Raw genomic sequence first — 22295 nt, forward strand, 5'->3', positions numbered from 1 at the left:
GGCTCCTCAGGCAGTGGCGGTTTCAGGGCTGCCGGCGCGCATGGCGGCGGCGATGCATTCGGCGGTGCGGGCGGCCGCGGCGGTCATGATGTCGAGGTTGCCGGCATATTTCGGCAGGTAGTCGCCCAGGCCCTCGACCTCGAGGAAGATCGAGACGCGCTTGCCGTCGAACACGGGGCCGTTCTTCAGCGTGTAGCCGGGCACGTACTTGCGCACCTCGGCGATCATGTCGTGCACCGACGCGGTGATCGCCGCAACGTCGGGCGCGTCTTCGGTCAGGCAGTGGATGGTGTCGCGCATGATCAGCGGCGGCTCGGCCGGGTTGATCACGATGATCGCCTTGCCCTGGCGCGCGCCGCCGACGGCCTCGATCGCGCCCGCGGTGGTGCGCGTGAATTCGTCGATATTGCGGCGCGTGCCGGGCCCGACCGAGCGCGACGACACCGTCGCCACGATCTCGCCATACGCCACCGGCTGCACGCGCGACACCGCATAGACCATCGGGATGGTGGCCTGCCCGCCGCAGGTGACCATGTTGACGTTCATCTCGTTGCTGCCGATATGGGCCTCGAGGTTGACCGGCGGCACGCAGAACGGCCCGATCGCCGCCGGCGTCAGGTCGATCACGCGCACGCCGCGGGCCGTGAGCCTGGCCGAATGCTCGGCGTGGACGTAGGCCGAGGTGGCATCGAAGGCGATGCGGATATCGTCGGCCTCCAGGTGCGGCAGCAGGCCGTCGATGCCGTCGCTGGTGGTCTTCAGCCCCAGTTCGCGCGCACGCGCCAGGCCTTCGGAGGTCGGCTCCACGCCGACCATCCAGACCGGTTCCAGGATGTCGCTGCGGCGCAGCTTGTAGAGCAGGTCGGTGCCGATATTGCCGGGACCGATCAGGGCGCATCGGATCTTCTTCATGGGGTCTCGCGTTGCAGGGTCAGACAGTCAGGAGAACACGGCGGCACAGCCGCCGATGCCGGTGATATGCATGGACAGGCGGTCGCCCGCCTGCACGGGAATCAGTGCCGCCAGCGAGCCCGACAGGATGGTCTCGCCGGCCAGCAGGGGAATGCCGTAGCTGCCGAGGGTGTTGGCCAGCCACGCCACCGCGTCGGCGGGGTGGCCCAGCGCGGCGCTGCCCAGGCCGGTGGCGACGCACTCGCCGTTCTTGTCGAGCGTCATCGCACAGGCGGCCAGGTCCAGCGCATGCGGGCTCACGCGCTCGTCGCCGAGCACATAGACGCCACACGAGGCGTTGTCGGCCACCGTGTCCTCGATGCGGATGCGCCAGTCGCGGATGCGCGAATCGACGATCTCGAAGCAGGCCGCCACCGCCTCGGTGGCGTCGAGCACGTCGTCGCGCGTGACGCCCGGGCCGCGCAGGTCGCGCCGCAGGAAGAAGGCGATCTCGCCCTCGGCGCGCGGCTGGATCAGCGACGCGGTCGGGATGGGCTGTCCGGCGGCGTAGTGCATGCTCTGCAGCAAAATGCCGAAGTCGGGCTGGTGCACGTCCAGCATCTGCTGCACGGCGGCGCTGGTCACGCCGATCTTCTTGCCGGTGACGCGGTCGCCGGCCGCCAGCCGGTGGGCGACAAAGCCCTGCTGGATGCGGTAGGCAGCGCTGACATCCAGCGCCAGGCCGCGGCCGCTGAGCGGCGGCACCGGCGTGCGCGTGACCAGCGCCTGGTGGAGTTCGTTGCTGAGCGTGGTGATCAGGTCGGCATTCATGACTGGGAAAATGGGCGGTCCGCGCGGCCATGCAGGCGGCGCGGACCGGAACGAGGGTCAGAACGAGTACTTGGCGTTGAAGGCCACGTAGTCGCGGTCGGCCAGCGGGCGGTTGACGATGTTGGCGCCGCCGATGAACGCGGCGTAGGTCAGGTTGAGCTCCAGGTTGTTCAGGTACTTGAAGGTCAGCCCGACGCTGGCGCGCTTGTCGCCATAGCCCATCAGCGTGCCGAAGGCGCCGGCCACCGCCGACCTGCCGCTGAACTGCTGCGCGTAGGTCAGCGGCACGGTGACGTCCCAGCCGTCGAACACGTTGTTGTAGGTGAGCGACCAGCCCACCTGGAACGCCGCCGAGTTGCGCGTGTTCGACAGCTTGCTGAAGCCCATCACCGGATCCACATCCAGCACATGCAGGTACGACACTTCGCCCAGCAGCGACTGCGAGTCGGCCAGGAAGGTCGGTCCCACCGAATAGATCGCCGACAGCTGGCCCTGCAGCGCCTTGCCGCGCGTGGCGGTGGGGGAGCCGGCCACGTCCACCAGCATCGGCACGCCGTCCTTGTAGCTGACTTCACCGGCGACGTTGGCGCCCAGCAGCTGCGTCGAGAAGCTCGCGCCGGTCAGGTTGATGCCGCCGTAGAACTTCTGCTGGTACTGCAGCGTGGGAAACAGCGAAGTAACCACGCTCGGGTTCTTGTCGTGGTAGCGCAGCTGGTAGATCCCGATCTCGGTGTCTTCGAACACGCGGAAGCGGGCGCCGACGCCCCACTGGCCCCAGTCGGACGGGCGGATATCCGGGCCGCGCGGGATATTGAAGCCGGGCCCGATGATGAACTCGGCGCCGGGACCGACCACGTCGGTGGTGCTGAAATAACTGCCCGGGGCGAACATCTGGTTCGGCTTGTAGGTGAACTGGTAATACCCCATCACGCTGAACGACGGCGTGACCTGCAGCTGCAGCGATGCCTGCGGCACCGGCAGCAGGATGTCCTTGACCTCGGCGCCGGGCACGAAGGCCTTGGTCGCATCGGCGGGGCCCTGCGCGCCGGCAATGTTGGCGAAGAACAGGCTTTCGCCCCAGGCCACCACCTGGTTGCCCAGCTTGAAGCTCAGCTGCGTGCCGCCGATGGGGGTGGCGCCGTAGACGTAGGCGTCGAGCAGCTGCGCGCGGTGCTCGTGATAGTCGCGCGCGGAGCTGGTGAACTGGTTGAACGGGCCGTTGTGGTTGACCGTGAACGGCGCGTTGTTGGAGTTGGTGCCGCTGTAGGCCCAGTCATAGAACACGCTGCCGCGCAGCAGTACGCCGAAGGCGTTGCGCTTGAGATGGGCCTCGCCCAGCAGCGAAACGCGGTTGGCGATCATGTCGCCGCGCTTGAAGTTGCGGTCGCCGTCGTCGCCGTTGATATTGGCCGGGCTCAGCAGCGCGTCGCTCTGGCGGCCGGTGCGCAGCGCCGCGCCGTAGGAGGCGGTGACGCTGTAATCGAGCGTGGTGTCGTGGCCGAGGTCGATGGTGTCGCCGGCTTGCGCGGGCTGCGCAAGCAGCGCCAGCGCCGTCAGGGCCGCCGCTGCGGCGATGGGCCGCAGCCGGTTGCGGCGCTGCTGTGGCCCGCGTGGTGGTTGGTGCATGGTGGTCTCCCCGTGGAATCGGTGTTGGTTCATTGCCTGGCACTTCGATCGGCGCTCGCCTGGACGAGAAGCGTAGAGAGGGGGAGCCACGCACAAATCGGCAGAACGGACTAGGCGGTTTCCCTACGGGGGGCGGCTCAGGTGCGGCTCAGGTGCGGCTCAGTTGCGATTGACCGAGGCCGCGTCGAGAAACGCCGGCCGTTCGCCGCCGCCGTCGATCACGAGGTTGGCGCCGCTCACGTACGAGGCCTGCGGCGATGCCAGGAACAGGCAGGCGTCGGCGATGTCGTCCGGCAGCGCCAGCCGGCCCAGCGGCACCGTCGCCGCCATGCTGCGCAACGCCGCGGGGTCGCCGTAGTGCTGCTGCTGCGAGGTATCGGTCAGCACCATGCCCGGGCTGACCGCGGCCACGCGCACGCGCGGCGCCCATTCCACCGCCAGCGTGCGCACCGCATTGAGGATGCCGGCCTTGGCGGCGCCGTAGGCCGCGGTGCCGGGCGAAGGGCGCAGCGCACTGACGCTGCCGACGAACAACTGGGTGCCGCCGCCGGCCTGTTGCTGCATGCGCGCATTGCAGCGCTGGGCCAGCTGCAGCGGCGCCACCAGGTTGAGCCGGACCACCGACTCGAGCAGCCGCGGCGAGGCATCCGCCACCAGCGCGAACGGCGCGCCGCCGGCGTTGTGGACCACCACGTCCAGCGTCGGGCTGGCCTGCGCGATCTGCGCCAGCATGGCGTCGGCCTGTTCCAGGTCGCGGATGTCCGCGGCAATGAAGCGGGCGCTGCGGCCGTTTGCGGCCGGCAGTTCGCTGTCGTCGGCGGGCGCGGTGCGGCCGCACACGAACACCTGCGCGCCGGCGCGCAGGAAGGCCTCGCTGATGGCGCGGCCGATGCCGCGCATGCCGCCGGTGACCAGCACGGTCTGGCCGGTGTAATCGAATGCTGCGAATCCTGTCATGGGCTTGCCCCGTTTTGCATGGAGCGCCCATCGTAGGAGAAGTGGCGCGGCGGCTCGTAGTCCGAATGAACGATGCCCGGGGCGGTGGCGCTGCGCAAGATGCTGGCAAACCAAGGGAGACGCCCTCATGTCCGCTACCTCGCAGCACACGTCCTCGACACCCCCCGCCTCGCTCCACCCCAACCTGCCGGTGGGCCGCTTTATCACCACCGCCAGGGGCCTGCGCCTGCACTGCCTGGATGCCGGCGCCGGCGAGCCGGTGGTCTTTATCCACGGCAGCGGGCCGGGCGCGAGCGGGCACAGCAACTTCCGCCACAACGTGCCGGCGTTTGCCGCGGCGGGTTTCCGCACCGTGGTGGTGGACCTGCCGGGCTACGGGCTGTCGACCAAGCCGGACGATGTCGAATACACGCTGGACTTCTTCGTCGCCGCGCTGCGCGAGCAACTGCTGGCGCTGGAACTGCCGCGCTGCGTGCTGGTGGGCAATTCGCTGGGCGGCGCCATCGCGCTGCAGTACGCGCTGGATTACCCCGAGCATGTCAGCCGCCTGGTGATGATGGCGCCCGGCGGCGTGGAAGAGCGCGAGACCTATTTCGAGATGCCAGGCATCCAGCGCATGGTGTCGCTGTTCACCGGCGGCCACATGAACCCCGACACCATGCGCCAGCTGCTGCAATTGCTGGTGCACGACGCCAGCCTGGTCACCGACGCGCTGGTCGACGAGCGCATGGCGGTATGCCGCGAGCAGCCGCGCGAGGTGCTGGCGACGATGAAGGTGCCCAACCTGACCGCGCGGCTGGGCGAGATCCGCTGCCCGGTGCTGGGCTTCTGGGGCACCGAGGACCGGTTCAATCCCGCCTCGGGGGCCACGAAGTTCCTTAGCGGCTGCGCCGATGCGCGCTTTGTCATGATCAACCGCTGCGGCCACTGGGTGATGGTCGAGCACGCGGCGTACTTCAACCGCGAATGCCTGGGCTTCCTGGCCGACACCGCCCCGGGCGGCGCGGCATAATTGCCTCCGCCCAATAGATCAATACCAAGGAGACATCATGGATTACCCGTATGACCTGTTCGGCCTGCGTGGCAAGGTGGCGGCCATCACCGGGGCCGCGCGCGGCATCGGCGCCGAGACCGCGCGCATGCTCGCCGCCGCTGGTGCCAGGGTGGCCGTGCTCGACGTGCTGGAAGCAGACGGCAAGGCCACGGCCGAAGCGATCTGCGCGGCCGGCGGCGAGGCCGCATTCTGGAAGCTCGACGTCACCCGCGAAGACGAGGTGGCGCGCGTGTTCACCGAGATCGCCGAGCGCTTCGGCGGGCTCGGCATCCTGGTGAACAACGCCGGCATCGAAGGGCCCAATGCGCCCACCCATGAGCTGGCGCTGGAGCAATGGCAGCAGGTGATGGCGGTGAACGTGACCGGCACCTTCCTGTGCACCAAGCACGCCATCGCGCACATGGAGCGCGCCGGCGGCGGCGCCATCGTCAACGTGTCGTCGATGTACGGCATCGCCGGCGGGCCGGACGTGCCGCCTTATCACGCGTCGAAGGCGGCGGTGCGGATGATGGCCAAGACCGATGCGCTGCTGTACGCCGGCAAGAACATCCGCGCCAATTCGATCCATCCCGGCTTTATCCGCACGCCGATGCTGGAACACGTGGCCCAGGCCTCGGGGCAGGGCGAGGGGCTGTTCCACTACCTGGGCGGCCTTACGCCCGCGGGCAAGGTGGGACAGCCGCGCGACATCGCGGCGGGCATCCTGTACCTGGTGTCCGACGCGGGGCGCTACGTCACCGGCGCCGAGCTGGTGATCGACGGCGGCTACACCGCACGCTGAAACCCACCACCAGGAGCATCCCATGTCTCAGGGACCCAACCCCCATCCCGACAGCGCCGCGATGAAGGCGACACTGCTCGCCTACGTGGAGCGCTTCAATGCCGGCGACGCGCAGGGCGTTGCCGCGCTCTATGCCGACGACGCCACCGTGGAAGACCCGGTCGGCGCGCAGCCCATCGCCGGCAAGCCCGCGATCCTGGCGTTCTACCAGCACGCCACCGCGCTGGGCGCGCGGCTGGAGGTGGTGGCGCCGCCGCGCGGCTCGCACGGCAACGCCGCCGCGCTGACCTTCGCCGTGCATGCGCGCCTGGAAGGGCGGCCGGCGCGCATCGACGTGACCGACATCATGAGCTTCGGCGACGACGGCCGCATCCGCAGCATGCGCGCCCACTGGGGGCCGGACGACGTCCATTTCGTGTAAGCGCGCCGCGCCGATGGCCCGCCACACCCGCGAGGATGCCGCCGTTACGCGCGCGCGCATCCTCGCCAGCGCGCAGCAGCTGATCCGCCACCGCGGCCTGCACTGCGTCACCGTCGACGACGTGGCGCGCGCCATCGGCATGACGCGCGGCGCCGTCTACGGGCACTTCCGTTCCCGCGCCGAACTGCTGGGCGCGCTGCTGTCCTGCGCCGAAGCCGACTTCGCCGCGCGGCTTGCACCGCTGGCACAGGGTGGCGCCACGCCGGACGCATTGGCGCAGGCGTTGCAGGCCGTCCTGCACGGCGATGAACTGGCGCGCCATGTCAGCCTGATTGCCGCACTGTTGCAGCACAAGTGCGGCGAAGCGTGCGAACTGTGCCCGCTGCGCGAGCGCGTGCTGCGCGGCGTCGAATCGCTGCGCGTCACGTTCGCCATGCTGTTGCCGAGCCCGGATCTGACCGGCCTGCTGCTGGCGCACCTGTGGGGCCTGCTGGGCGCGCATGCAATGCACCTGGCTCCCGCCGGGCTGTCGGGCAGCGCCGCGGCGCTGGCCCGGCTGTACCAGCACCATGCGGCGCTGCCCGCCGCGCGCGCTTCTTGTCGATCCCACGCCACTTCCGACCCCGCGCCGATGCGGGATACCCCTTAGTCTGCTCGGACGAAGAGGTCCGGCCCGCCGCTGACTACGATGCTCTCAATAGCCCGGATAAAAGCAGGGCAAGCGGAGGAGACAGCGATGAAGCGGCTCGGATTGCGTTGGGCGGCATGCCTGGTCGGGGCTGGCGCCGCCATGGGCGTGGCCTGGGGGCTGGCGGTGGATGCCAGCCAGGAGGAACGGCCCGCGGCGACGCTGCCGGCCGCGGCAGCTGCGCTGGAGCGCTGCGACGACGCCTGCGTGCGCAGTCGCGGCGCGGCGGCGCTGGTGGTGCTTAGCCAGCGTCCTCCCCAGTAACGCAATGCGTATCGACCGGCCCGGGCCCCGGGCCGGTCACGTGCCGCCTGCTCAGTTGCGGCTAGCCTGCCGCTGCGCCTGCAGCGTTTCCGCGCGCGCCTTGACGTCGCGTGCCACCTGGTCGAAACCCTGCTTCACCCACGCGCCGTGCTCGCGCATGATGGTCTCGGCGTTCAGGCCCAGGAACAGGTCGGTGGTGAAGTAGCGGGTGCGTCCCGGGCCGATCGCTTCCAGGTACTGGTCGCGCCGCGCGGCGTCCTTGTTCTCGTCGGTCGGGCGCTGCTCCCACGACAGCAGCTGCTCCGGTTCCCACGCCACCAGGTACTCGTTGACCGGGATCACCTGCTCGGTGCCGGGAATGCGCACCTGCATGTGCACCATGTCGCCGAGCCGCCCGGTGGTTTCCAGCCCGGGACAGAACGTGTTCCATTCGTTGTAGCGCGCAAAGTCGGTCAGCACTTCCCACACCAGCGCTACCGGCGCATCGATCTCTACCCGGATCGACGTCACCAGATTCTCGGCCTTGGCCATGGTCTCCTCCTTCATCAAAGTCATTGGGAAGGGAAACACTAGAGCCACCCGCCGGCGCCCCGCATACCCCGAACGGACGAGTCCGGGTGGACGAAGGCGACGCCATCGCGGTGATGCAAATTGAGCCTCGGCCCCGCGCTCGCGCTGTCCGGCGGCGGCGATGCGCGGCGGGGCCGCATTCTCCATCTGCTGTGAGCTTGGTGCCGGCCATCGGCGATGGCCGGCTTTTTTTTGAGCGTTGTCGTTGCTGTGTTGATGCGGGACTTCGTTGATACTCCCGCCCTCACCCCGGCCCGCGCCCGAGAGGGGAGAGGGGGGTACGCAATCGGTGTCTGGAGGGGCTGCGGTGCTTCGCCTTGCCTTGCTTATTGCGGGCAGTGGCCCTACGAAGCGGCAAGCGCGCGCCGGCTGGCCCTGCCGCGCCACACCAGCAGCAATCCGGCCGCGGCCAGTAGGCCACCGGCGACTGGCACGGCCCGATAGCCGAGCCCCAGGCTGATGACCCCGCCACCCAGTGCGGCGCCGAGGGCATTGCCAAGGTTGAAGGCGCCGACGTTGATCGACGAGGCCAGGCCCGGCGCTTGCGCCGCGGCTTCCATCACCCGCATCTGCACGGGCGGCACCACGGCGAAGGTGGCGGCGCCCCACAGCAAAAGCCCGAGCGCCGCGGTGACGTGGTGCGTGAAGGCGAAGGGCAGCAACAGCATGATGACGGCCAGCGCCGACAGCACGATCTTGGTCGCGCCATCGAGCGACCAGTCGGCAAGCCGCCCGCCCACGTGGTTGCCGATGGTGAAGCCAATCCCGATCAGCACCAGCGCGAACGTAACAAAGCTGCCGGAAGCACCAGTGAGCTCGGCCAGCACCGGCGCGATATAGGTGTAGAGCGTGAACATCGCACCCGCGCCCAGCACCGTTGTCGCCAGCGCCAGCAATACATTGGGACGGGTGAGCACGGCCAGTTCCCGGCGCACATCCGGCGGCGTGCCCCGCTCGCCTTGCGGCAGGGCCAGCCAGAGCGCGACCATGGCGACCAGTCCCAGCACGGCGGTGCCGGCGAACGCCAGGCGCCAGCCGACCTGCTGCCCGATCCAGGTTGCCGCCGGCACGCCGCCAATGTTGGCGATGGTCAGGCCCATGAACATGGTGGCCACGGCGCTGGCCTGCTTGTCCTTCGGCACCACGCTTGCCGCCACCACGGCACCGAGTCCGAAGAAGGCGCCGTGGTTCAGGCTGGTGACCAGGCGCGACGCAAGCAGCGTCGCGTATCCCGGCGCGAGCGCCGACAGCAGGTTGCCGATGGTGAAGATCGCCATCAGCGCCATCAGTGCGGCCCGCTTGCCGAAGCGGCTGAACAGCAGCGTCATCACCGGCGCGCCGACCATCACGCCAATCGCATACGCGGTAATCAGCATCCCCGCCGTGGGGATGCTGACGTCGACGCCTTCCGCGATCACGGGGAGCAAGCCCATTGGCGCGAACTCGGTGGTGCCGATGCCGAAGGCACCGATGGCCAGCGCAAGCAGTGCGGTATTGGATTTCATCGTGGCAACCCGATCAGGCCGCGGCGCGGCCGTCGTAGGTGGGATAGTCGGTGTAGCCCTCGGCACCGCCGCCGTAGTGGAGCGCGCGGATCGACGCGGCCAGCGGCCAGTCGTTCCGCAGCCGTGCGACCAGGTCGGGGTTGGCGATGAACGGCTCGCCGAATGCCGCCATGTCGATGACGCCATCGGCGATGAATGCCTCGGCGCGCGCGCGCGTCATGCCACCCGCGAGGATCAGCACGCCCTTGAAGCGGCGGCGGAAGCTGGCGAGGAAATCGTCCGGCATGGCCGAGCTGCCGCGCGTGCTCTGGTCCATCAGGTGGACGTACGCAATCTTCCGCCGCGAGAGTTCATCAGCCAGATGGAGGTAGGTGTCCTCGAGGTCGGCATAGTTGCCCATGTCGCCGAGGCCGCCATAGGGAGACAGCCGGATGGCGGTGCGATGCGCACCGATGCGCGCCACCACCGCATCGATGGCGGCCAGTGCGAAACGGGTGCGGCTTGCCAGCGTGTCGCCGCGGAATTCATCGGTGCGGTCGTTCACGGTCGGGTTCAGGAACTGTTCGATCAGGTAACCATTGGCGCCATGCAGCTCGACCCCGTCAAAGCCGGCCTCGACCGCATTGGCCGCCGCTTCGGCAAAATCGGCGATCACCCCATAGACCTCCCCGGTCGTCAGCGCACGGGGCGCGGAGGCATCGACCGCACCGGGCGTGCCGTCGGCGGTATAGCCCCAGGCCTTGGTGTCTTTCGCGACCTGGCTGGTGGCACTGACCGGCTGGATGCCGCCGGGCTGGATCGACACATGGCTGACGCGGCCGACATGCCAGAGCTGGGTGAAGATGGTACCGCCCTTCGCATGGACGGCGTCCGTGACCTTGCGCCAGCCCTGCACCTGCTGCGGGGTGTAAAGGCCGGGGTTGAACAGGAAGCCCTGCGCGCTGGGAGAGATCACCGTGCCTTCGGTCACGATCAATCCGGCGTCGGCGCGTTGGCTGTAATAGAGCGCGTTGAGGTCGTTGGGCACCCCGTCCGGGTTGCGGGAACGGGTCAGCGGTGCCATGGCGATCCGGTTGGCGAGCTGGCGCCCGCCCAGGGTGAAGGGCTTGAACAGCAGAGTCATTTGAGGACCTCGATCAGGAAGGGCACTGCCGTCGGCTGCGTGGCCGCGGCGTGCCGGGGGTGCTTCGATGGACCGCAGTTTGCGCGGTTTATATTTGTTGAGTAAGCCTTGTATCGGTCAAATACTTTTGAGCTTGTTTCAAGAATAAGAGCCTCGTCCGGATGAGCCGGAGAGGGCATGGCGGTACCGGCGGGCCCGCGTGCATCGCCGGCAGTGTTTCATCCCGGACACATACCTCGGTCATCCATCGAGCCGATATTCCATTCCATTTCCGCCAACTAGATTGGGTGCATCGATGGCGCCTTCGCTGCCGTCGACCTTTACGACCGCAGAGTCAGAGGAAGGGGAGCCCATGAAAAACGCCCACATCAAGCTGGCCGCCGTGCCATTCGCCTGCCTTGTCATCACGCTCGCCGGCTGCGGCGGTGGCGGAGGGGGCGAACCGGCCTCCACCAGCGCCACCGCCAGCCCTGGCACTTCAGCGGGCACCTCGCCAGGCACGTCGCCCGCCAACCCGGCACCGGCCGCGCCTTCGTCGCCCGCGCCGGCCGCTGCGACCAGCAGTGCGATGCTGTCCGGCACTACGGACCCGGGGCCCGAGATCGGCAAGGACGGGGACTACTACCTGAACACCGTGACGTGGATGATGTTCGGGCCCAAGGCCAATGGCGTGTGGCCCGCCGGGGTTTCGCTGGCGGGTCCCGGCGGCAATACCGGTGCGGCGGGGAGCACCATCCTGTCCGGCTCGGTCGATCCGACCGACAGCGTCGGCAACAACGGCGATTACTACATCAACACCTCGACCTCGACGCTGTTCGGTCCCAAGGCGAACGGCACGTGGCCGGCGGGAGTGCCGCTTGGCAGCGCCACCGGCACGCCGCCACCCAGCGGCGGCACGGTGCTGTCGGGAACCGGCGCGCCGGCGAACAGCCTCGGCAACAATGGCGACTACTACCTCGACACCAGCACCTGGACGCTGTACGGGCCGAAGGCAGACGGCGTCTGGCCGGCAGGGGTCTCGCTGGTCAGCCAGCCAGGCGGCAGCGGCGGCACGGGCGGCACCGGCGGCACCACGGTCGGCAATGGCGGCCATGTCCTGTACGGCAGCGGCGCACCGACCGACGACATCGGCGTGGACGGCGACTTCTATTTCGACACCACCACGTGGACGATGTACGGTCCCAAGCAGGGCGGCAAGTGGCCAACCACGGGTGTGACCATGGCAAACGGCACCGTCTACAACGGCAACTTCAACGTGCCGGATACGCTCAGCCGCGGCCGCTATGCCATGACCGGCGCCGGCGGGGCGGTACCGCTGCCGTCGGACTTCGGGGTCGTGATCCCCTACGATTGCACGCGCGTCGCGCTCACGGCGAGCACGCTGGGCAAGGTGCAGGGCACGCTCGACATCTCGGTGTACAAGGTGACCGGTGCCGGCGCTTCGGTCGTGCTCGCACCGGTCAGCGACCTGAGCTGCAAGATCACCAATGGCCAGCAGCACTGCAGCAAGGAGGTGCAGGCCGGGGCGGTCACTCATGGCGACAAGCTGCAGGTACAGGTCGACAACAACCAGGCTACCGACTGGGGCGGCCTTGCCGTGAACCTCGCCTGCATCAAGTAGGCGGAAGCGGCGGCGGGGGCATGGTCTCCTGCCGCCATCTCCTGCGCAGACAGCAGGCGGCGTGAAGCCGGTGACGGCGTGGGCAGGTCGCGCCACGCCGCATCGGAAGTCCACGCCGGTCCTGCCTTCCAGCCTGCGCCCGGGCAGCGAAGCGCGCTTCGCCTGATCCCGCACCCCAGGCCGGCCCCGCGCGAAGCGCGGTTCGCCGCCGGCCACCGGGGACTTTCCCAATATCTCGCCTTTTCAGCCCCCGCACGAAAGGGAGATCATCGGCAGTGGCTGCGGTGCCGGCGCGCTGTCTGCGCACGCCATGCGCCGCGGCGCTGCCGGCCTGGATCAGGCGGCGGGCTGGGGGTGTCGGTAGCGATGAGGCCGTCGGCAGCGTGACGCCGCGGGGGCGTCGTGCAGGATCGGCAGGACGGGGCAGGCCAGTGCATGCAACCAGTTGCCGGAGCGTCGCCTGCCTGCGAGGGAAACCTGAATTGGCCGCATGGAAGTCCCCCCTGTGTTTTTTGTCTCAGAATACTAGTCAGCGGCGACGGGGCAGGCAATATGAACTTAATTTAAGACTGAGATGCTGCGGCGTTACCGGCGGCGCAGAAGTGGAAAGACCGGCGTTCGTTCCGCAGGCAACGCCTACGGCAATCTCAAATCCCACAACACGTCCAGCACGTGTTGCGTGGAGCGCTCAACGTACCCCGCACGATAGGCAATACCGAGCCGTCGCCACAACGCAGGCCGCAACGGGCGCATGACAATGCGACTGTCGGGCAATGGCGTAGTGGCCTCATGGGGCAACAGCGCCGCGCCGTAACCTGCCGCTACCAGGCTCTTGATCGCGTCGTTGTAGTTGAGTTGAATGCGCGGCGCCGGGTGTTGCCCTCCGGTCGCGAACCACTCCGCCGTCAGGCGCGACAGACGCGTGGTCGCGTCATTGAGAATGAGCGGTTGGGCGGCGAGCCATGCGGGGGTAACGCGGGCCGGGCACCGCCAGTGCGCCGGCACAAAGGCCATCACCGGGTCGCGGCGCCAGGGTTTTATCACCAGTCCGGCCACCGGGGGCTGAGGCAGCGCAACCACCCCGATATCCAGCGTTCCATCCACCAGCCGGGACAGGGTTTCTTCCGAAGTATGCACGGCAATCTGGATGTCGATGGCGGGATGGTGCTCGCGCAGGACCTCCAGCGCTTGCGGCAGCAGGTGCGCGATCACGCCCGTTGACGCGCCGATACGCGCACGCCCTTCGAGCCCGTCTACCTGGCGTTGAATATCATCCAGCGCCTGCTCCGCGTCGGCCAGCAGCCGGCGCGCGCGCTCCACCAGCACCTCGCCGATAGGCGTCGGTCCCACATGGCCGCGCTTGCGTATCAGCAGTGGAGACCCGATGCGGTCTTCGAGTTCGGCGATGTGAAGGCTGACCGTTGGCGGCGCCAGGTGCAAGGCGCGCGCCGCATCGGCAAAGGAACCACGGTCGGTAACGGCGACCAGAGTGCGCAGGCGGTCCAGGCTGATCTCTCGCATGACGAAATCCAGATTCAGAAAAGCTGAATGTCGTAGTTATGAAATTCAACTTTCCCTATTCTAGTCCCCCGCGCAACATAGGGGCTCGGTTTTACTTGTTCAATCCCACAGGCAGCGGAGTCAACCACCCATGAGCTCTCCCGTAGTTTTTATCGACGGCGACCAAGGCACCACCGGGCTGCAGATCCACGAGCGGCTGCGCAGCCGGACCGACATCCGGTTGTTCACACTTCCCGCTGCGGAGCGCAAGGATGCGCGGCGTCGCGCAGAAGCCATCAACGGCTGCGATATCGCCATCCTCTGCCTGCCCGATGCCGCCGCGCGCGAGGCAGTGGGCGCCATTGTCAATCCCGCCGTGCGGGTGATCGACGCCAGCTCCGCTCATCGCACACACGCGGACTGGACCTATGGGTTTCCGGAAATGGCGCCGGAGCAGGCCGGGAAGATTGCCAACGCATCTCGGGTCACCAATCCCGGTTGCTATCCGACCGGTGCAGTTGGCCTGCTGCGTCCGCTGGCACAGGCCGGGCTCATCCCGGCCGATTACCCGATCAGCGTGCATGCGGTATCCGGCTACTCCGGACGTGGGCGTGTCGGCGTGGAGGAATATGAGGGGCCGGGCGCCGCCAAGGCGCCGTCATACCAGGTCTATGGCCTGGAACTTGCGCACAAGCACGCGCCCGAGATCCAGCAGCACGCCTGCCTTGCGCAGCGTCCCATTTTCGTCCCGGCGTACGGAGCCTTCCGCCAGGGCATCGTACTGACGGTGCCGCTGGCGCTGCGGCAACTGGCGCCCGGCGCGGATGGCGCCACGTTACACGCCTGCCTTGCGCGCCACTATGCCGGGGCAACTTACGTACGGGTCTTGCCGCTGCACGAATCAGGCGCCCTGACTCATCTGGATCCGCAAGCGCTGAACGGTACGAACGACATGCAGCTGAGCGTATTTCATAACGTCGAAAACGGGCATGTGCTGCTGTCCGCGGTGTTCGATAACCTTGGCAAGGGGGCATCGGGCGCTGCGGTGCAGAACCTGGATTTGATGCTTATGGGGCAGTAGTGGCCGGTGGCTCGAGATAACGCCCGGCCGCCCCTATGCCGACAGTTGTTGCCAGGCTGGTCGTGGCGGTCGCCCCTGGCACCGACCATTGCTGCTGTTGCACGGCGGCACCGTCGGTGATCAACGCGGTGCCGTACGCTGTTCGCTGCTGCGCTTGCGCAAGGTCCGGGCGGGCGGCCCGCACGCGCCGAGCTTGCGACTGACGCTGACGATGCCGCAGCAAGGCCCATCGGCGCTGCGGCTACGTCCCTTCCGCGTAGCTGCGCAGCCCGACCACCACCGCGGCAAAGGTCACCGCGCAGCGCGCACTGGCACGCAAGTCCTCATGCATCGCTACCCAGGTATCCATCGCCACGGAAAACTCGCTGGGCAGCACCCTGACCAGCCGCGGCTCGCGCGCCGCCAGCGCGGACTGGCACACGCCGATGCCAAATCCGGCGCGGATCGCGCCCAGCTGGGCCAGGTCGCTGTCGGCGCGAAAGGCCAGGCGCTGGCGCGACAAAGCCGGAAAGCGCTCCAGCAAGCGGCGGATGAACGGCGTCTCGCGGTCGAAACCGATCACGGCAAACCGCGGCAGTTCCTCCAGCGATTGCGGCACACCGTGCGCGGCCACGTAGCGCTCATGCGCATGCAGCCCCAGTTCGATGCCGCCGACGCGCTGCGCCACCAGCGCATCCTGCTCGGGCCGGAACATCCGCACGGCGATATCGGCTTCGCGGTGCAACAGGTCGTCGACGCGGTTCGACAGCACCAGTTCGATCTCCAGCGCCGGGTGGGCTTCACGCAGCGCAGCGAGGATCGGCGGCAGCACTTCGACGCCGACGACTTCGCTCGCCGACAACCGCACCGTGCCGCGCACGCCGGCGCCGTGCCCACTGGCGGCGCGCCGCATGGCCGCGGCCGTGGCGGCCAGTCCGGCGGCATAGGGCTGCAGTGTGTGGGCGGCGTCGGTGGGGGCAAAGCCGTCGAAGGAGCGTGTGAAGAGCTTGAGACCCAGCGCAGCCTCAAGACTGTCGATATGACGGCCGACGGTCGGCTGCGTCAGCCCCATGGCGCGCCCGGCGGCCGATAGCGACCCGGTTTCCAGCACGCGGAGAAAGGTGCGGTACCACTCCCAGTTTGGTTCGCCGGCCATGCTATGCGTTTTTGTTTAGCGACCAGCCGATTATAGATAATTTTCTTTTTGCCAGGATGGCCACAAACTGGCCCGTATCAGACCACGGCAATTACCCATGCAAAGGAGAACCCCATGTCCACGATCGCGCTCTTTGGTGCCGCCGGCGCCATCGGCCACAGCGTTGCCGCCGCGCTGGCAAGCCGGGGCCAGCCATACCGCGTGGTAGGCCGCGATGCCACGCGCCTGCGCCAGGCCTTCGGGGCCGACCCGCTCGCCGAGATCGTCACCTGGGATCCCGACTCGCCGGCCTCCGTCCGGGCCGCGGCGAGCGGCATCGACACGCTGGTCTACATGGTCGGCGTCGACTACTGGCGCTTCGACCTGCACCCGGAACTGCTGCGCAAGACACTGGATGGCGCGGTCGCTGCGGGCGTCAGGCAATTCGTCCTGATCGGCACGGTCTACCCGTATGGACGCGTGCAGGGCGGCAATCCGGTCAGCGAGAACCACCCGCGCGCGCCGCATACCTTCAAGGGCCGCATGCGCAAGGCACAGGAAGACGTGCTGATGCAGGCGGACGCAGCCGGCCGCATCCGCGCCACGGTGCTGCGGCTGCCCGACTTCTACGGTCCGGGCGTGCAGGCCAGCCTGCTGCACCGCGCCGCGCAGGCTGCCGCATGTGGCGGCACCGCGGACCTGATCGGACCGATCGATGCGCCGCACGAGTTCGTGTATGTGCCGGACGTCGGTCCGGTTGTCGCCCGCCTGGCCGACACGCCGGCGGCCTTCGGCAGGATCTGGCACCTGGCCGGCGCCGGTGTCACGACTCAGCGCGAACTGGTGTCGCACATGGAAACACAGACCGGCCGCAAGCTGAAGCTGCGCATCGCCGGCAAGGGCATGCTGCGCTTGCTCGGGCTGTTGAACCCGTTCATGCGCGAACTGGTAGAGATGCACTACCTGATGACTGATCCGCTGATCCTGGACGATGCCGCGCTACAACGGCTGATCGGACCGATCCGCAAGACGCCGTACGCCGAGGGCATCCGGCAGACGCTGGCGGCATGCCAGCCCTGTCGGCACGCCTCTAACCTGCCTGCTTGAGGAACATCCCAACGCCCCGACAGCACGGCGAAGCTGGCGACCAGCGCCACCAGCAGTCAGAAGCCGAGCGGATGGCCGGCCAGCGGGACGCCGCTGGTAGTGCAGGACTGCGGACGCTTCATCATGGAGGGCAGGGCAGCCGACCCAAAGCAGACAACATCCTTCATGCGCGCTGCCGACGCCTGGACGTCGACTTGGTCCTGCGTCCGTTCTGGATGCTACCGGCGGCTGGCGACGGCGGCGTTGATTCGCGCTGCCTCGGCGCGCGCATCGGGCACTCCGATCACCAGGCGGGCCCAGTCATTTCGGGCCAGTTCGATGACGATGGTCTGCAGCTTGCGCGAGGTGTAGACGAACTGCTTGTCGCCGCCCTTGATAAAGGTGCCGGCGGCGATCAGGCCCGGGAAGTAGGTGCCCGGAAGGCGCAGGCCTAGCGCTCTGCTATCAAAGCCATTGTCCTCGGTAGCGCCGCGAACCTGCGCAAGCGGCACGCGAAAGCCGCGGCGCAGCGACCAGATCGATTCCCACGGTGTCAGGTGGACAACGAGTTCGCGGTCGGTCAGTTCGAGTCGAGGCATCGCTACTCCTTGTTGGGATCGTGACTGGGCAGGTGATCGAGCAGACGCGCGCCGAGCAGTTCGGCAGCGCCTTCTCCATAAGCTTGCAAGGCGTCGCGGCAACGGGCAGCGATTGGCAGATCCGCTGGCGCGAGTTCGCGCAGGGCGGTGATGAGGAGGTCGAGCGCGGCCGGGTCCCGGTACCATTCGCCGACAAGGACTTGGTCCAGCACCTTTTCGAATAGACCGCGCTTGGAACCGAATGCTTTGTACAGACTGCCTCGATGCAACGCCGTTGCCTCCACCAGGTCGTCGACCGAGCAGGCGTTGTAGCCGATACGACCGAAAACCTCCGCCGCGCGGGCGATCACAACGTCTTCATCGAACGTCCTTGGCCTAGCCATGCGATACCCATTCGCCAGTTATGGAACGATTGTTCAATAACGCGAGTGTGCAGGTTTTTGAACGGCCAGTCAATAATGCTCCGGCTGAATGCTGCCGTCTCGGATGGCCAGTTGCTTGTCAGCTACTCAGCGTATCGACGGGACCGCTTACCTGCCGCAACGCCGCGCCGCAAAGCCGTCAGCGCGAGCGGCAATGCCGGATGACGCGAGCGCGGATCGTAGAGGGCCTTCAGCGTCAGCACCAGCGCGGCGGGGTAAGGCTGGATCGGCATGCGGACCGTGCCTGCCACCGACAGGCTGCGCGACTGCGTCGGGGCGAGTCCAATGCCCAGGCCCGCGGCAACCAGCGATAACTGTCCATGCAGACGAGGCGCGGTCGCTGCCACCCGCATCGCATGGCCCGCGACACGGCAACGATCGCGTATCGCTGCATACAACGCCGGCCCCTGCGCCTCCGGAAACAACACCAGGGGCTCGCCGGCCAGTTCGGCAAAAGGGGTGGCGTCCCGGTTGGCGAGCCGGTGGTCAGCAGGCAGCACGGCGTCGAAGCGGTCATTCGAGAGCAGAAGGCTGTCCAGGCGCGCATGCGTCTCGAAGGGCGGGTGACCGATGCCCAGATCGATCTCACCGGCCGCGAGCAGGGACAACTGTTCATTGGTGGTCGCTTCCTGCAGCGCAAACTCGACCCGTTCCTGTCCGCCTGACAGCGTCCGCAGCGCCGCAGGCAACGCCAGATACAGCGCGGCCGACACATAAGCAATGCGCAGGCATCGCCGTTGCTGTCCCACGGCGCGGGTGGTCTCGTGCGCACGCCGTTGCGCTTGCAGCAGGGCGATGGCTTCCTCGCGCAAGCACTCGCCGGCGGCCGTCAGGGCGACGCGGCGGCTGGTGCGGTCGAACAGGCGCACGCCGATTTCGTCTTCCAGCCTGACAATCGCGCGGCTCAGATGCGGTTGTGCCATGCCGACCTGCTGCGCCGCCCGGCCGAAATGCAGGGCCTCGGCAACGGCCAGGAAAAGCTTCAGTTGCTGGAATTCCATTGATACCTCGCATCGTATCGAATGATGCCATTTTCGGTTATTGATGCATGAATTGGCGACGGTTATCGTCACCACGACCAGTTGAGGAGGTATCGAATGAAGCGAACCATGACACGATGGGTTGCGATAGCGCTCTCGGGCGTCGCGATGACGCTCGGATGGCCTGCGCTGGCGCATCACGGGTGGGGATACTACGACACTGCCACGCCGCTCTATTTCTCGGGCCGCGTGGTCACGGTGACATGGCGCAACCCGCATCCGCAGGTGACTATCGAAGTCGAAGCCAATACCTTGCCGCGTAACTGGAATGCTCTACCCATTCCGCCAGAACTCGCCGAACTGGGCTTTTGCAGAACACTGGCGGCAGTACGCGCATCGGCCCCGCCCGGCCGTTGGACCCTGGACCTGGCGCCGATCAACCGGCTCGAACGATGGGGCATGCCGCGCGAGCCGCGACCCGGCGACCGGCTCGAGGCCATCGGGTTTCCTTCCTGCAACGACCGCCATGCCGCGAGACCAGCGTTGATCGTTCTGGACGGCGTTGGCGTGCGCCAGCAATCGGTCGCGCTGCCCGCGGGATGCAGCGGTGCGCCGCGCGGCTGAGCGGAAGTGACAACATGGAAACGTGGGACGCTTTGCTCGCAGCAATCGAGACATGGCACCCGGTGGTAGCACTGCGTGCATCGACGTGGGCCTATCCGTTGGTCAGCTGGCTGCATCTGCTCGGTATTGGCCTGCTGTTCGGAACCATCGCGGTCGTCGATCTGCGGCTGGCCGGGGCATTGCTGCGGCTCGAGGAGGCAACAGTGCGCGGGACGCTGGTGCCGCTATCGCTTGGCGGCTTCATGCTCGCTGCACTCACAGGCCTGCTGCTGTTTGCTCCAGCGGCGCGCGAATATCAGTCGAATCCATGGTTTGCGGCCAAGCTGGCGTTGATGGGCGTGGCCGCTCTCAATGCAATGGTCTTGCAGTTTGCGTCGTTCCGGCAGTTGAATGGACACCATGCCAGGTTCGCCGGGCTGTTTTCCCTTGGGCTGTGGGCCACGGTGATGCTGGCGGGGCGAATGCTGGCGTTCGGGTAGAGCCGGTGCTGCGAAAATCCATTCACGCACGCTATTGAAGGATGATTGTCATAGCGAGGGGCATGGCATCGAGCATTATGTGCACGTCACTGCGTCAGTCCCACGGGGCAGCGTTACCCCGTGCCGAGCGAGTAATGCTCACCCACAATTTCGCCCGCATGGCCATCCTCGACTTCACGGCAGCGCCGCCTACAATCATGCAATGACAATGGGCCGTAAGGCTACCTCGGAAAGGAGCGCGCCATGTCTGCATACCTGATTGCCGATGTCGACGTAACAGATCCCGCCCTTTTTGAAGAGTACAAACGAGAAGTACCGGCTACTGAGGCGCGCTACGGTGGAAAATATTTAGGCCGTGGTGGTCGAGCCAAGGTTCTCGAAGGTGACTGGCAGCCGCATCGTCTCGTCATTGTCGAATTCCCGGATATGGATTCCTTGATGGCATGGTATGACTCGCCAGAGTACGGCCGCCTTAAGGCGATCCGTGAAAGATGTGCGACGACAAGGATTATCGCGCTGGAAGGCATTACAGCCGTAGCGTCGTAGTAAGTTTTTCCGGCAAAAAGGCCTGCCGTTTTTGGCTGGGCCCTCGACAGTCGGTACTTCCTTCGTGAACGGTCCTTCGCGGATCAAATCGCAAACGACCGTTCATGGCCGACAAGGCACTCCCCGCCCAGACAGTGATTCTGACGTCCGACATGCCGCCCGCCTGGCCGGGAACGATTAGCTGTATTGGGCGCGTCGCACGCCATTCGCCTTTGGCAGTCGTCAATGGGTGCACGCCCGGCAGATCCGTAGCAGCCGATGCCTGTAGCAACTTGCGTCGCTTCGCATCCATTGATCGTGTCTCCGTCGACTCTTCTATTTTTCCAGGCGTCCTGTTTGAAATTCAGTCGCGGGAAAACGTAGCGCCGCCGTTGGGACGGATGTAGCGCGGCATTGGCAGGCCCATGGCCCTGGCCGCGTTCAGGATGCCGTCCTCGATCGTACCGGCGTCGCGCACGGCCTGGTATTCGTCGTCCTTGAAAATGACGTTCGCGCCATAGACCACCATGAATCCCTCGGCCGGCTCCTTGGCGTTGGCAGGCACCGAGAACGTGTGGATGGAACCGCCTGGCTCGTACAGATAGCTACCAGCGGTCTGGGGATCCTCGGGGTACTCGACGTAGTTCCATTCGCCCTTCGTCGTGAAGAAGTGGACGGTTCCGGTGTGGAAGTGGGGCGGCAACGTCGTGCCGGGCTCGAATTTGCCGTACAGCACCCAGACACCGTTCTCACGGTCGAGGAAGAGCGGCACGATGGTCGAACCGGCTTCGGAGCCGGGAAACTCCACGGCATCGTTAATGTTGACGGTCAGCAGACGATCCTGATGGGTAAAGACCTTGGGCAATGCCATGATGCAAATCTCCTGGGCCGACGACCGCATGCTGAGATGCGCTGACAGGTACGGTGGTCGATATGGTTCAATGTTTGTCTCGAAAATGGGGAGCTCGGAGATACGGTCTGCCACCATTGCTGAAGTCCGCGCCACTGGAGCCCCCGCCCACGACGATGGCGACTTTGCCGGCCAGCCGCCCGTGTCCGGTCATGTTGCGAGTTCTGGACTTCTCATCCGTGTACCCTCAGAGCAGGCCGAGTGCGCGCAGTTTGGCATCTGGCGCCGAGTACGGGCGCTCGCAGATGATCTTGTCCGACCCTGGCGCGAACTCGAACGTGGCGGCCATACGTACGCGGAAGGTGCGACCCGTTGGTGCAAACGTCTTGCCGATGGCTTGGAGCGGACCGAGATGCGTGCCTTGCAGCCAAAACTCGACCAGCACCGTTTCGTCGGCTGCGGCGATGGCAATGATCTCGTTCTTGAGGTCGGGGAACGGGATACGCGACGAATCAAAGTATCCACGTACCTCCTTTTCGCCGTCGAAGACGACACCACTGCCATGCATTTCGTAGCGGGGGTGAGCAAACGTGTTGATGACGGCGTCCCAGTCGTGCACGCATTCCAAGGCCATGTGGTCGCGCACGGTCTGGATGCGTGCGGCGTCGAGCGTAGTGGACATGAAGAGAGTCTCTGATGGTGA

General features: G+C 66.9%; 25 protein-coding genes. 11 read left to right on the forward strand and 14 right to left on the reverse strand.

Features of this window, described 5'->3' with window-relative positions; genetic code table 11:
* Positions 1-6 precede the first annotated feature (6 nt).
* The 4 genes from FHX60_RS19160 to FHX60_RS19175 form a co-directional block, all read right to left on the reverse strand.
* On the reverse strand, positions 7-912 hold the full coding sequence (locus FHX60_RS19160) for an acetaldehyde dehydrogenase (acetylating) (RefSeq protein WP_183284241.1): 906 nt from the start codon (positions 910-912) through the stop codon (positions 7-9).
* 27 nt (positions 913-939) lie between these two features.
* Positions 940-1722 (reverse strand): 2-oxopent-4-enoate hydratase, encoded by a 783-nt coding sequence (gene dmpE / locus FHX60_RS19165; RefSeq protein ID WP_183284242.1) that lies wholly within the window; start codon positions 1720-1722, stop codon positions 940-942.
* Positions 1723-1779: 57 nt separating this feature from the next.
* On the reverse strand, positions 1780-3348 hold the full coding sequence (locus FHX60_RS19170) for a DUF1302 domain-containing protein (protein WP_183284243.1): 1569 nt from the start codon (positions 3346-3348) through the stop codon (positions 1780-1782).
* 159 nt (positions 3349-3507) lie between these two features.
* Positions 3508-4305: an SDR family oxidoreductase gene (locus FHX60_RS19175; RefSeq protein WP_183284244.1), complete on the reverse strand. Its 798-nt coding sequence runs from the start codon at positions 4303-4305 to the stop codon at positions 3508-3510.
* A gap of 127 nt (positions 4306-4432) precedes the next feature.
* On the opposite strand from FHX60_RS19175, the gene FHX60_RS19180 reads away from it, so the two are divergent.
* The 5 genes from FHX60_RS19180 (at position 4433) to FHX60_RS19200 (ending at position 7513) form a co-directional block, all read left to right on the forward strand.
* Positions 4433-5317: an alpha/beta fold hydrolase gene (locus FHX60_RS19180; protein ID WP_183284245.1), complete on the forward strand. Its 885-nt coding sequence runs from the start codon at positions 4433-4435 to the stop codon at positions 5315-5317.
* Positions 5318-5354: 37 nt separating this feature from the next.
* Complete coding sequence (locus FHX60_RS19185; protein ID WP_116384425.1) at positions 5355-6140, forward strand: SDR family NAD(P)-dependent oxidoreductase; 786 nt, start codon at positions 5355-5357, stop codon at positions 6138-6140.
* A 22-nt stretch (positions 6141-6162) separates the two neighbouring features.
* Positions 6163-6561, forward strand: coding sequence for a nuclear transport factor 2 family protein (locus FHX60_RS19190; RefSeq protein ID WP_092311804.1), 399 nt, complete (start codon positions 6163-6165; stop codon positions 6559-6561).
* A 13-nt stretch (positions 6562-6574) separates the two neighbouring features.
* Positions 6575-7210, forward strand: a complete 636-nt coding sequence (locus FHX60_RS19195) for a TetR/AcrR family transcriptional regulator (protein WP_183284246.1) — start codon at positions 6575-6577, stop codon at positions 7208-7210.
* Between the two features lie 87 nt (positions 7211-7297).
* Entirely contained in the window at positions 7298-7513 is a 216-nt protein-coding gene (locus tag FHX60_RS19200; RefSeq protein ID WP_112774782.1) for a hypothetical protein, read from the forward strand.
* Between the two features lie 51 nt (positions 7514-7564).
* Here FHX60_RS19200 and FHX60_RS19205 read toward each other — a convergent pair whose 3' ends face one another.
* From FHX60_RS19205 to FHX60_RS19215, 3 genes are all read right to left on the reverse strand, one after another.
* On the reverse strand, positions 7565-8044 hold the full coding sequence (locus tag FHX60_RS19205; RefSeq protein ID WP_183284247.1) for an SRPBCC domain-containing protein: 480 nt from the start codon (positions 8042-8044) through the stop codon (positions 7565-7567).
* Between the two features lie 383 nt (positions 8045-8427).
* Positions 8428-9588, reverse strand: coding sequence for an MFS transporter (locus tag FHX60_RS19210; protein WP_112774783.1), 1161 nt, complete (start codon positions 9586-9588; stop codon positions 8428-8430).
* A 13-nt stretch (positions 9589-9601) separates the two neighbouring features.
* Positions 9602-10711, reverse strand: coding sequence for an alkene reductase (locus FHX60_RS19215; protein WP_183284248.1), 1110 nt, complete (start codon positions 10709-10711; stop codon positions 9602-9604).
* 352 nt (positions 10712-11063) lie between these two features.
* On the opposite strand from FHX60_RS19215, the gene FHX60_RS19220 reads away from it, so the two are divergent.
* Complete coding sequence (locus tag FHX60_RS19220; RefSeq protein ID WP_112774785.1) at positions 11064-12332, forward strand: hypothetical protein; 1269 nt, start codon at positions 11064-11066, stop codon at positions 12330-12332.
* 636 nt (positions 12333-12968) lie between these two features.
* Here FHX60_RS19220 and FHX60_RS19225 read toward each other — a convergent pair.
* Positions 12969-13853 (reverse strand): LysR family transcriptional regulator, encoded by an 885-nt coding sequence (locus tag FHX60_RS19225; RefSeq protein WP_183284249.1) that lies wholly within the window; start codon positions 13851-13853, stop codon positions 12969-12971.
* A gap of 130 nt (positions 13854-13983) precedes the next feature.
* Here FHX60_RS19225 and argC point away from each other — a divergent pair, with 130 nt between their 5' ends.
* Entirely contained in the window at positions 13984-14913 is a 930-nt protein-coding gene (gene argC, locus FHX60_RS19230) for an N-acetyl-gamma-glutamyl-phosphate reductase (RefSeq protein ID WP_183284250.1), read from the forward strand.
* A gap of 241 nt (positions 14914-15154) precedes the next feature.
* Here the strand turns inward: argC and FHX60_RS19235 are convergent, their stop codons facing one another.
* Positions 15155-16048 (reverse strand): LysR family transcriptional regulator, encoded by an 894-nt coding sequence (locus FHX60_RS19235; RefSeq protein WP_183284251.1) that lies wholly within the window; start codon positions 16046-16048, stop codon positions 15155-15157.
* A gap of 114 nt (positions 16049-16162) precedes the next feature.
* Here FHX60_RS19235 and FHX60_RS19240 point away from each other — a divergent pair, with 114 nt between their 5' ends.
* On the forward strand, positions 16163-17134 hold the full coding sequence (locus tag FHX60_RS19240; protein WP_183284252.1) for an NAD-dependent epimerase/dehydratase family protein: 972 nt from the start codon (positions 16163-16165) through the stop codon (positions 17132-17134).
* 218 nt (positions 17135-17352) lie between these two features.
* Here FHX60_RS19240 and FHX60_RS19245 read toward each other — a convergent pair whose 3' ends face one another.
* The 3 genes from FHX60_RS19245 to FHX60_RS19255 all read right to left on the reverse strand — a co-directional run bounded on the left by FHX60_RS19245 (position 17353) and on the right by FHX60_RS19255 (position 19135).
* Positions 17353-17712, reverse strand: coding sequence for a hypothetical protein (locus FHX60_RS19245; RefSeq protein WP_183284253.1), 360 nt, complete (start codon positions 17710-17712; stop codon positions 17353-17355).
* 2 nt (positions 17713-17714) lie between these two features.
* The gene (locus FHX60_RS19250; RefSeq protein ID WP_258396858.1) at positions 17715-18062 is read right to left on the reverse strand and encodes a helix-turn-helix domain-containing protein; all 348 of its coding nucleotides are present in this window, start codon (positions 18060-18062) and stop codon (positions 17715-17717) included.
* 155 nt (positions 18063-18217) lie between these two features.
* Positions 18218-19135 carry a LysR substrate-binding domain-containing protein gene (locus tag FHX60_RS19255; protein WP_183284254.1) on the reverse strand — a complete coding sequence of 306 codons (918 nt, stop codon included), beginning with the start codon at positions 19133-19135 and terminating at the stop codon, positions 18218-18220.
* A 96-nt stretch (positions 19136-19231) separates the two neighbouring features.
* Between FHX60_RS19255 and FHX60_RS19260 the strand changes: the two genes are divergently transcribed.
* The 3 genes from FHX60_RS19260 to FHX60_RS19270 all read left to right on the forward strand — a co-directional run bounded on the left by FHX60_RS19260 (position 19232) and on the right by FHX60_RS19270 (position 20763).
* The gene (locus tag FHX60_RS19260; RefSeq protein ID WP_183284255.1) at positions 19232-19738 is read left to right on the forward strand and encodes a DUF6152 family protein; all 507 of its coding nucleotides are present in this window, start codon (positions 19232-19234) and stop codon (positions 19736-19738) included.
* A 14-nt stretch (positions 19739-19752) separates the two neighbouring features.
* A complete protein-coding gene (locus FHX60_RS19265; RefSeq protein ID WP_183284256.1) occupies positions 19753-20217 on the forward strand; it encodes a hypothetical protein in 465 nt (154 codons plus the stop codon).
* Between the two features lie 243 nt (positions 20218-20460).
* Positions 20461-20763, forward strand: a complete 303-nt coding sequence (locus tag FHX60_RS19270; protein WP_183284257.1) for a DUF1330 domain-containing protein — start codon at positions 20461-20463, stop codon at positions 20761-20763.
* A 343-nt stretch (positions 20764-21106) separates the two neighbouring features.
* Here the strand turns inward: FHX60_RS19270 and FHX60_RS19275 are convergent, their stop codons facing one another.
* The gene (locus FHX60_RS19275; RefSeq protein ID WP_183284258.1) at positions 21107-21613 is read right to left on the reverse strand and encodes a 2,4'-dihydroxyacetophenone dioxygenase family protein; all 507 of its coding nucleotides are present in this window, start codon (positions 21611-21613) and stop codon (positions 21107-21109) included.
* A gap of 226 nt (positions 21614-21839) precedes the next feature.
* Positions 21840-22274 carry an ester cyclase gene (locus FHX60_RS19280; protein WP_183284259.1) on the reverse strand — a complete coding sequence of 145 codons (435 nt, stop codon included), beginning with the start codon at positions 22272-22274 and terminating at the stop codon, positions 21840-21842.
* Between the last annotated feature and the right edge of the window lie 21 nt (positions 22275-22295).

The sequence above is a fragment of the Cupriavidus alkaliphilus genome (assembly GCF_014191175.1).
In the GTDB taxonomy this organism is placed as follows: Bacteria; Pseudomonadota; Gammaproteobacteria; order Burkholderiales; family Burkholderiaceae; genus Cupriavidus; species Cupriavidus alkaliphilus.

Coding starts and splice junctions, on each gene's coding strand:
- FHX60_RS19160 (WP_183284241.1), bottom strand. CDS start 912: ATGAAGAAGATCCGATGCGCCCTGATCGGTCCCGGCAATATCGGCACC.
- dmpE (WP_183284242.1), bottom strand. CDS start 1,722: ATGAATGCCGACCTGATCACCACGCTCAGCAACGAACTCCACCAGGCG.
- FHX60_RS19170 (WP_183284243.1), bottom strand. CDS start 3,348: ATGCACCAACCACCACGCGGGCCACAGCAGCGCCGCAACCGGCTGCGG.
- FHX60_RS19175 (WP_183284244.1), bottom strand. CDS start 4,305: ATGACAGGATTCGCAGCATTCGATTACACCGGCCAGACCGTGCTGGTC.
- FHX60_RS19180 (WP_183284245.1), top strand. CDS start 4,433: ATGTCCGCTACCTCGCAGCACACGTCCTCGACACCCCCCGCCTCGCTC.
- FHX60_RS19185 (WP_116384425.1), top strand. CDS start 5,355: ATGGATTACCCGTATGACCTGTTCGGCCTGCGTGGCAAGGTGGCGGCC.
- FHX60_RS19190 (WP_092311804.1), top strand. CDS start 6,163: ATGTCTCAGGGACCCAACCCCCATCCCGACAGCGCCGCGATGAAGGCG.
- FHX60_RS19195 (WP_183284246.1), top strand. CDS start 6,575: ATGGCCCGCCACACCCGCGAGGATGCCGCCGTTACGCGCGCGCGCATC.
- FHX60_RS19200 (WP_112774782.1), top strand. CDS start 7,298: ATGAAGCGGCTCGGATTGCGTTGGGCGGCATGCCTGGTCGGGGCTGGC.
- FHX60_RS19205 (WP_183284247.1), bottom strand. CDS start 8,044: ATGGCCAAGGCCGAGAATCTGGTGACGTCGATCCGGGTAGAGATCGAT.
- FHX60_RS19210 (WP_112774783.1), bottom strand. CDS start 9,588: ATGAAATCCAATACCGCACTGCTTGCGCTGGCCATCGGTGCCTTCGGC.
- FHX60_RS19215 (WP_183284248.1), bottom strand. CDS start 10,711: ATGACTCTGCTGTTCAAGCCCTTCACCCTGGGCGGGCGCCAGCTCGCC.
- FHX60_RS19220 (WP_112774785.1), top strand. CDS start 11,064: ATGAAAAACGCCCACATCAAGCTGGCCGCCGTGCCATTCGCCTGCCTT.
- FHX60_RS19225 (WP_183284249.1), bottom strand. CDS start 13,853: ATGCGAGAGATCAGCCTGGACCGCCTGCGCACTCTGGTCGCCGTTACC.
- argC (WP_183284250.1), top strand. CDS start 13,984: ATGAGCTCTCCCGTAGTTTTTATCGACGGCGACCAAGGCACCACCGGG.
- FHX60_RS19235 (WP_183284251.1), bottom strand. CDS start 16,048: ATGGCCGGCGAACCAAACTGGGAGTGGTACCGCACCTTTCTCCGCGTG.
- FHX60_RS19240 (WP_183284252.1), top strand. CDS start 16,163: ATGTCCACGATCGCGCTCTTTGGTGCCGCCGGCGCCATCGGCCACAGC.
- FHX60_RS19245 (WP_183284253.1), bottom strand. CDS start 17,712: ATGCCTCGACTCGAACTGACCGACCGCGAACTCGTTGTCCACCTGACA.
- FHX60_RS19255 (WP_183284254.1), bottom strand. CDS start 19,135: ATGGAATTCCAGCAACTGAAGCTTTTCCTGGCCGTTGCCGAGGCCCTG.
- FHX60_RS19260 (WP_183284255.1), top strand. CDS start 19,232: ATGAAGCGAACCATGACACGATGGGTTGCGATAGCGCTCTCGGGCGTC.
- FHX60_RS19265 (WP_183284256.1), top strand. CDS start 19,753: ATGGAAACGTGGGACGCTTTGCTCGCAGCAATCGAGACATGGCACCCG.
- FHX60_RS19270 (WP_183284257.1), top strand. CDS start 20,461: ATGTCTGCATACCTGATTGCCGATGTCGACGTAACAGATCCCGCCCTT.
- FHX60_RS19275 (WP_183284258.1), bottom strand. CDS start 21,613: ATGGCATTGCCCAAGGTCTTTACCCATCAGGATCGTCTGCTGACCGTC.
- FHX60_RS19280 (WP_183284259.1), bottom strand. CDS start 22,274: ATGTCCACTACGCTCGACGCCGCACGCATCCAGACCGTGCGCGACCAC.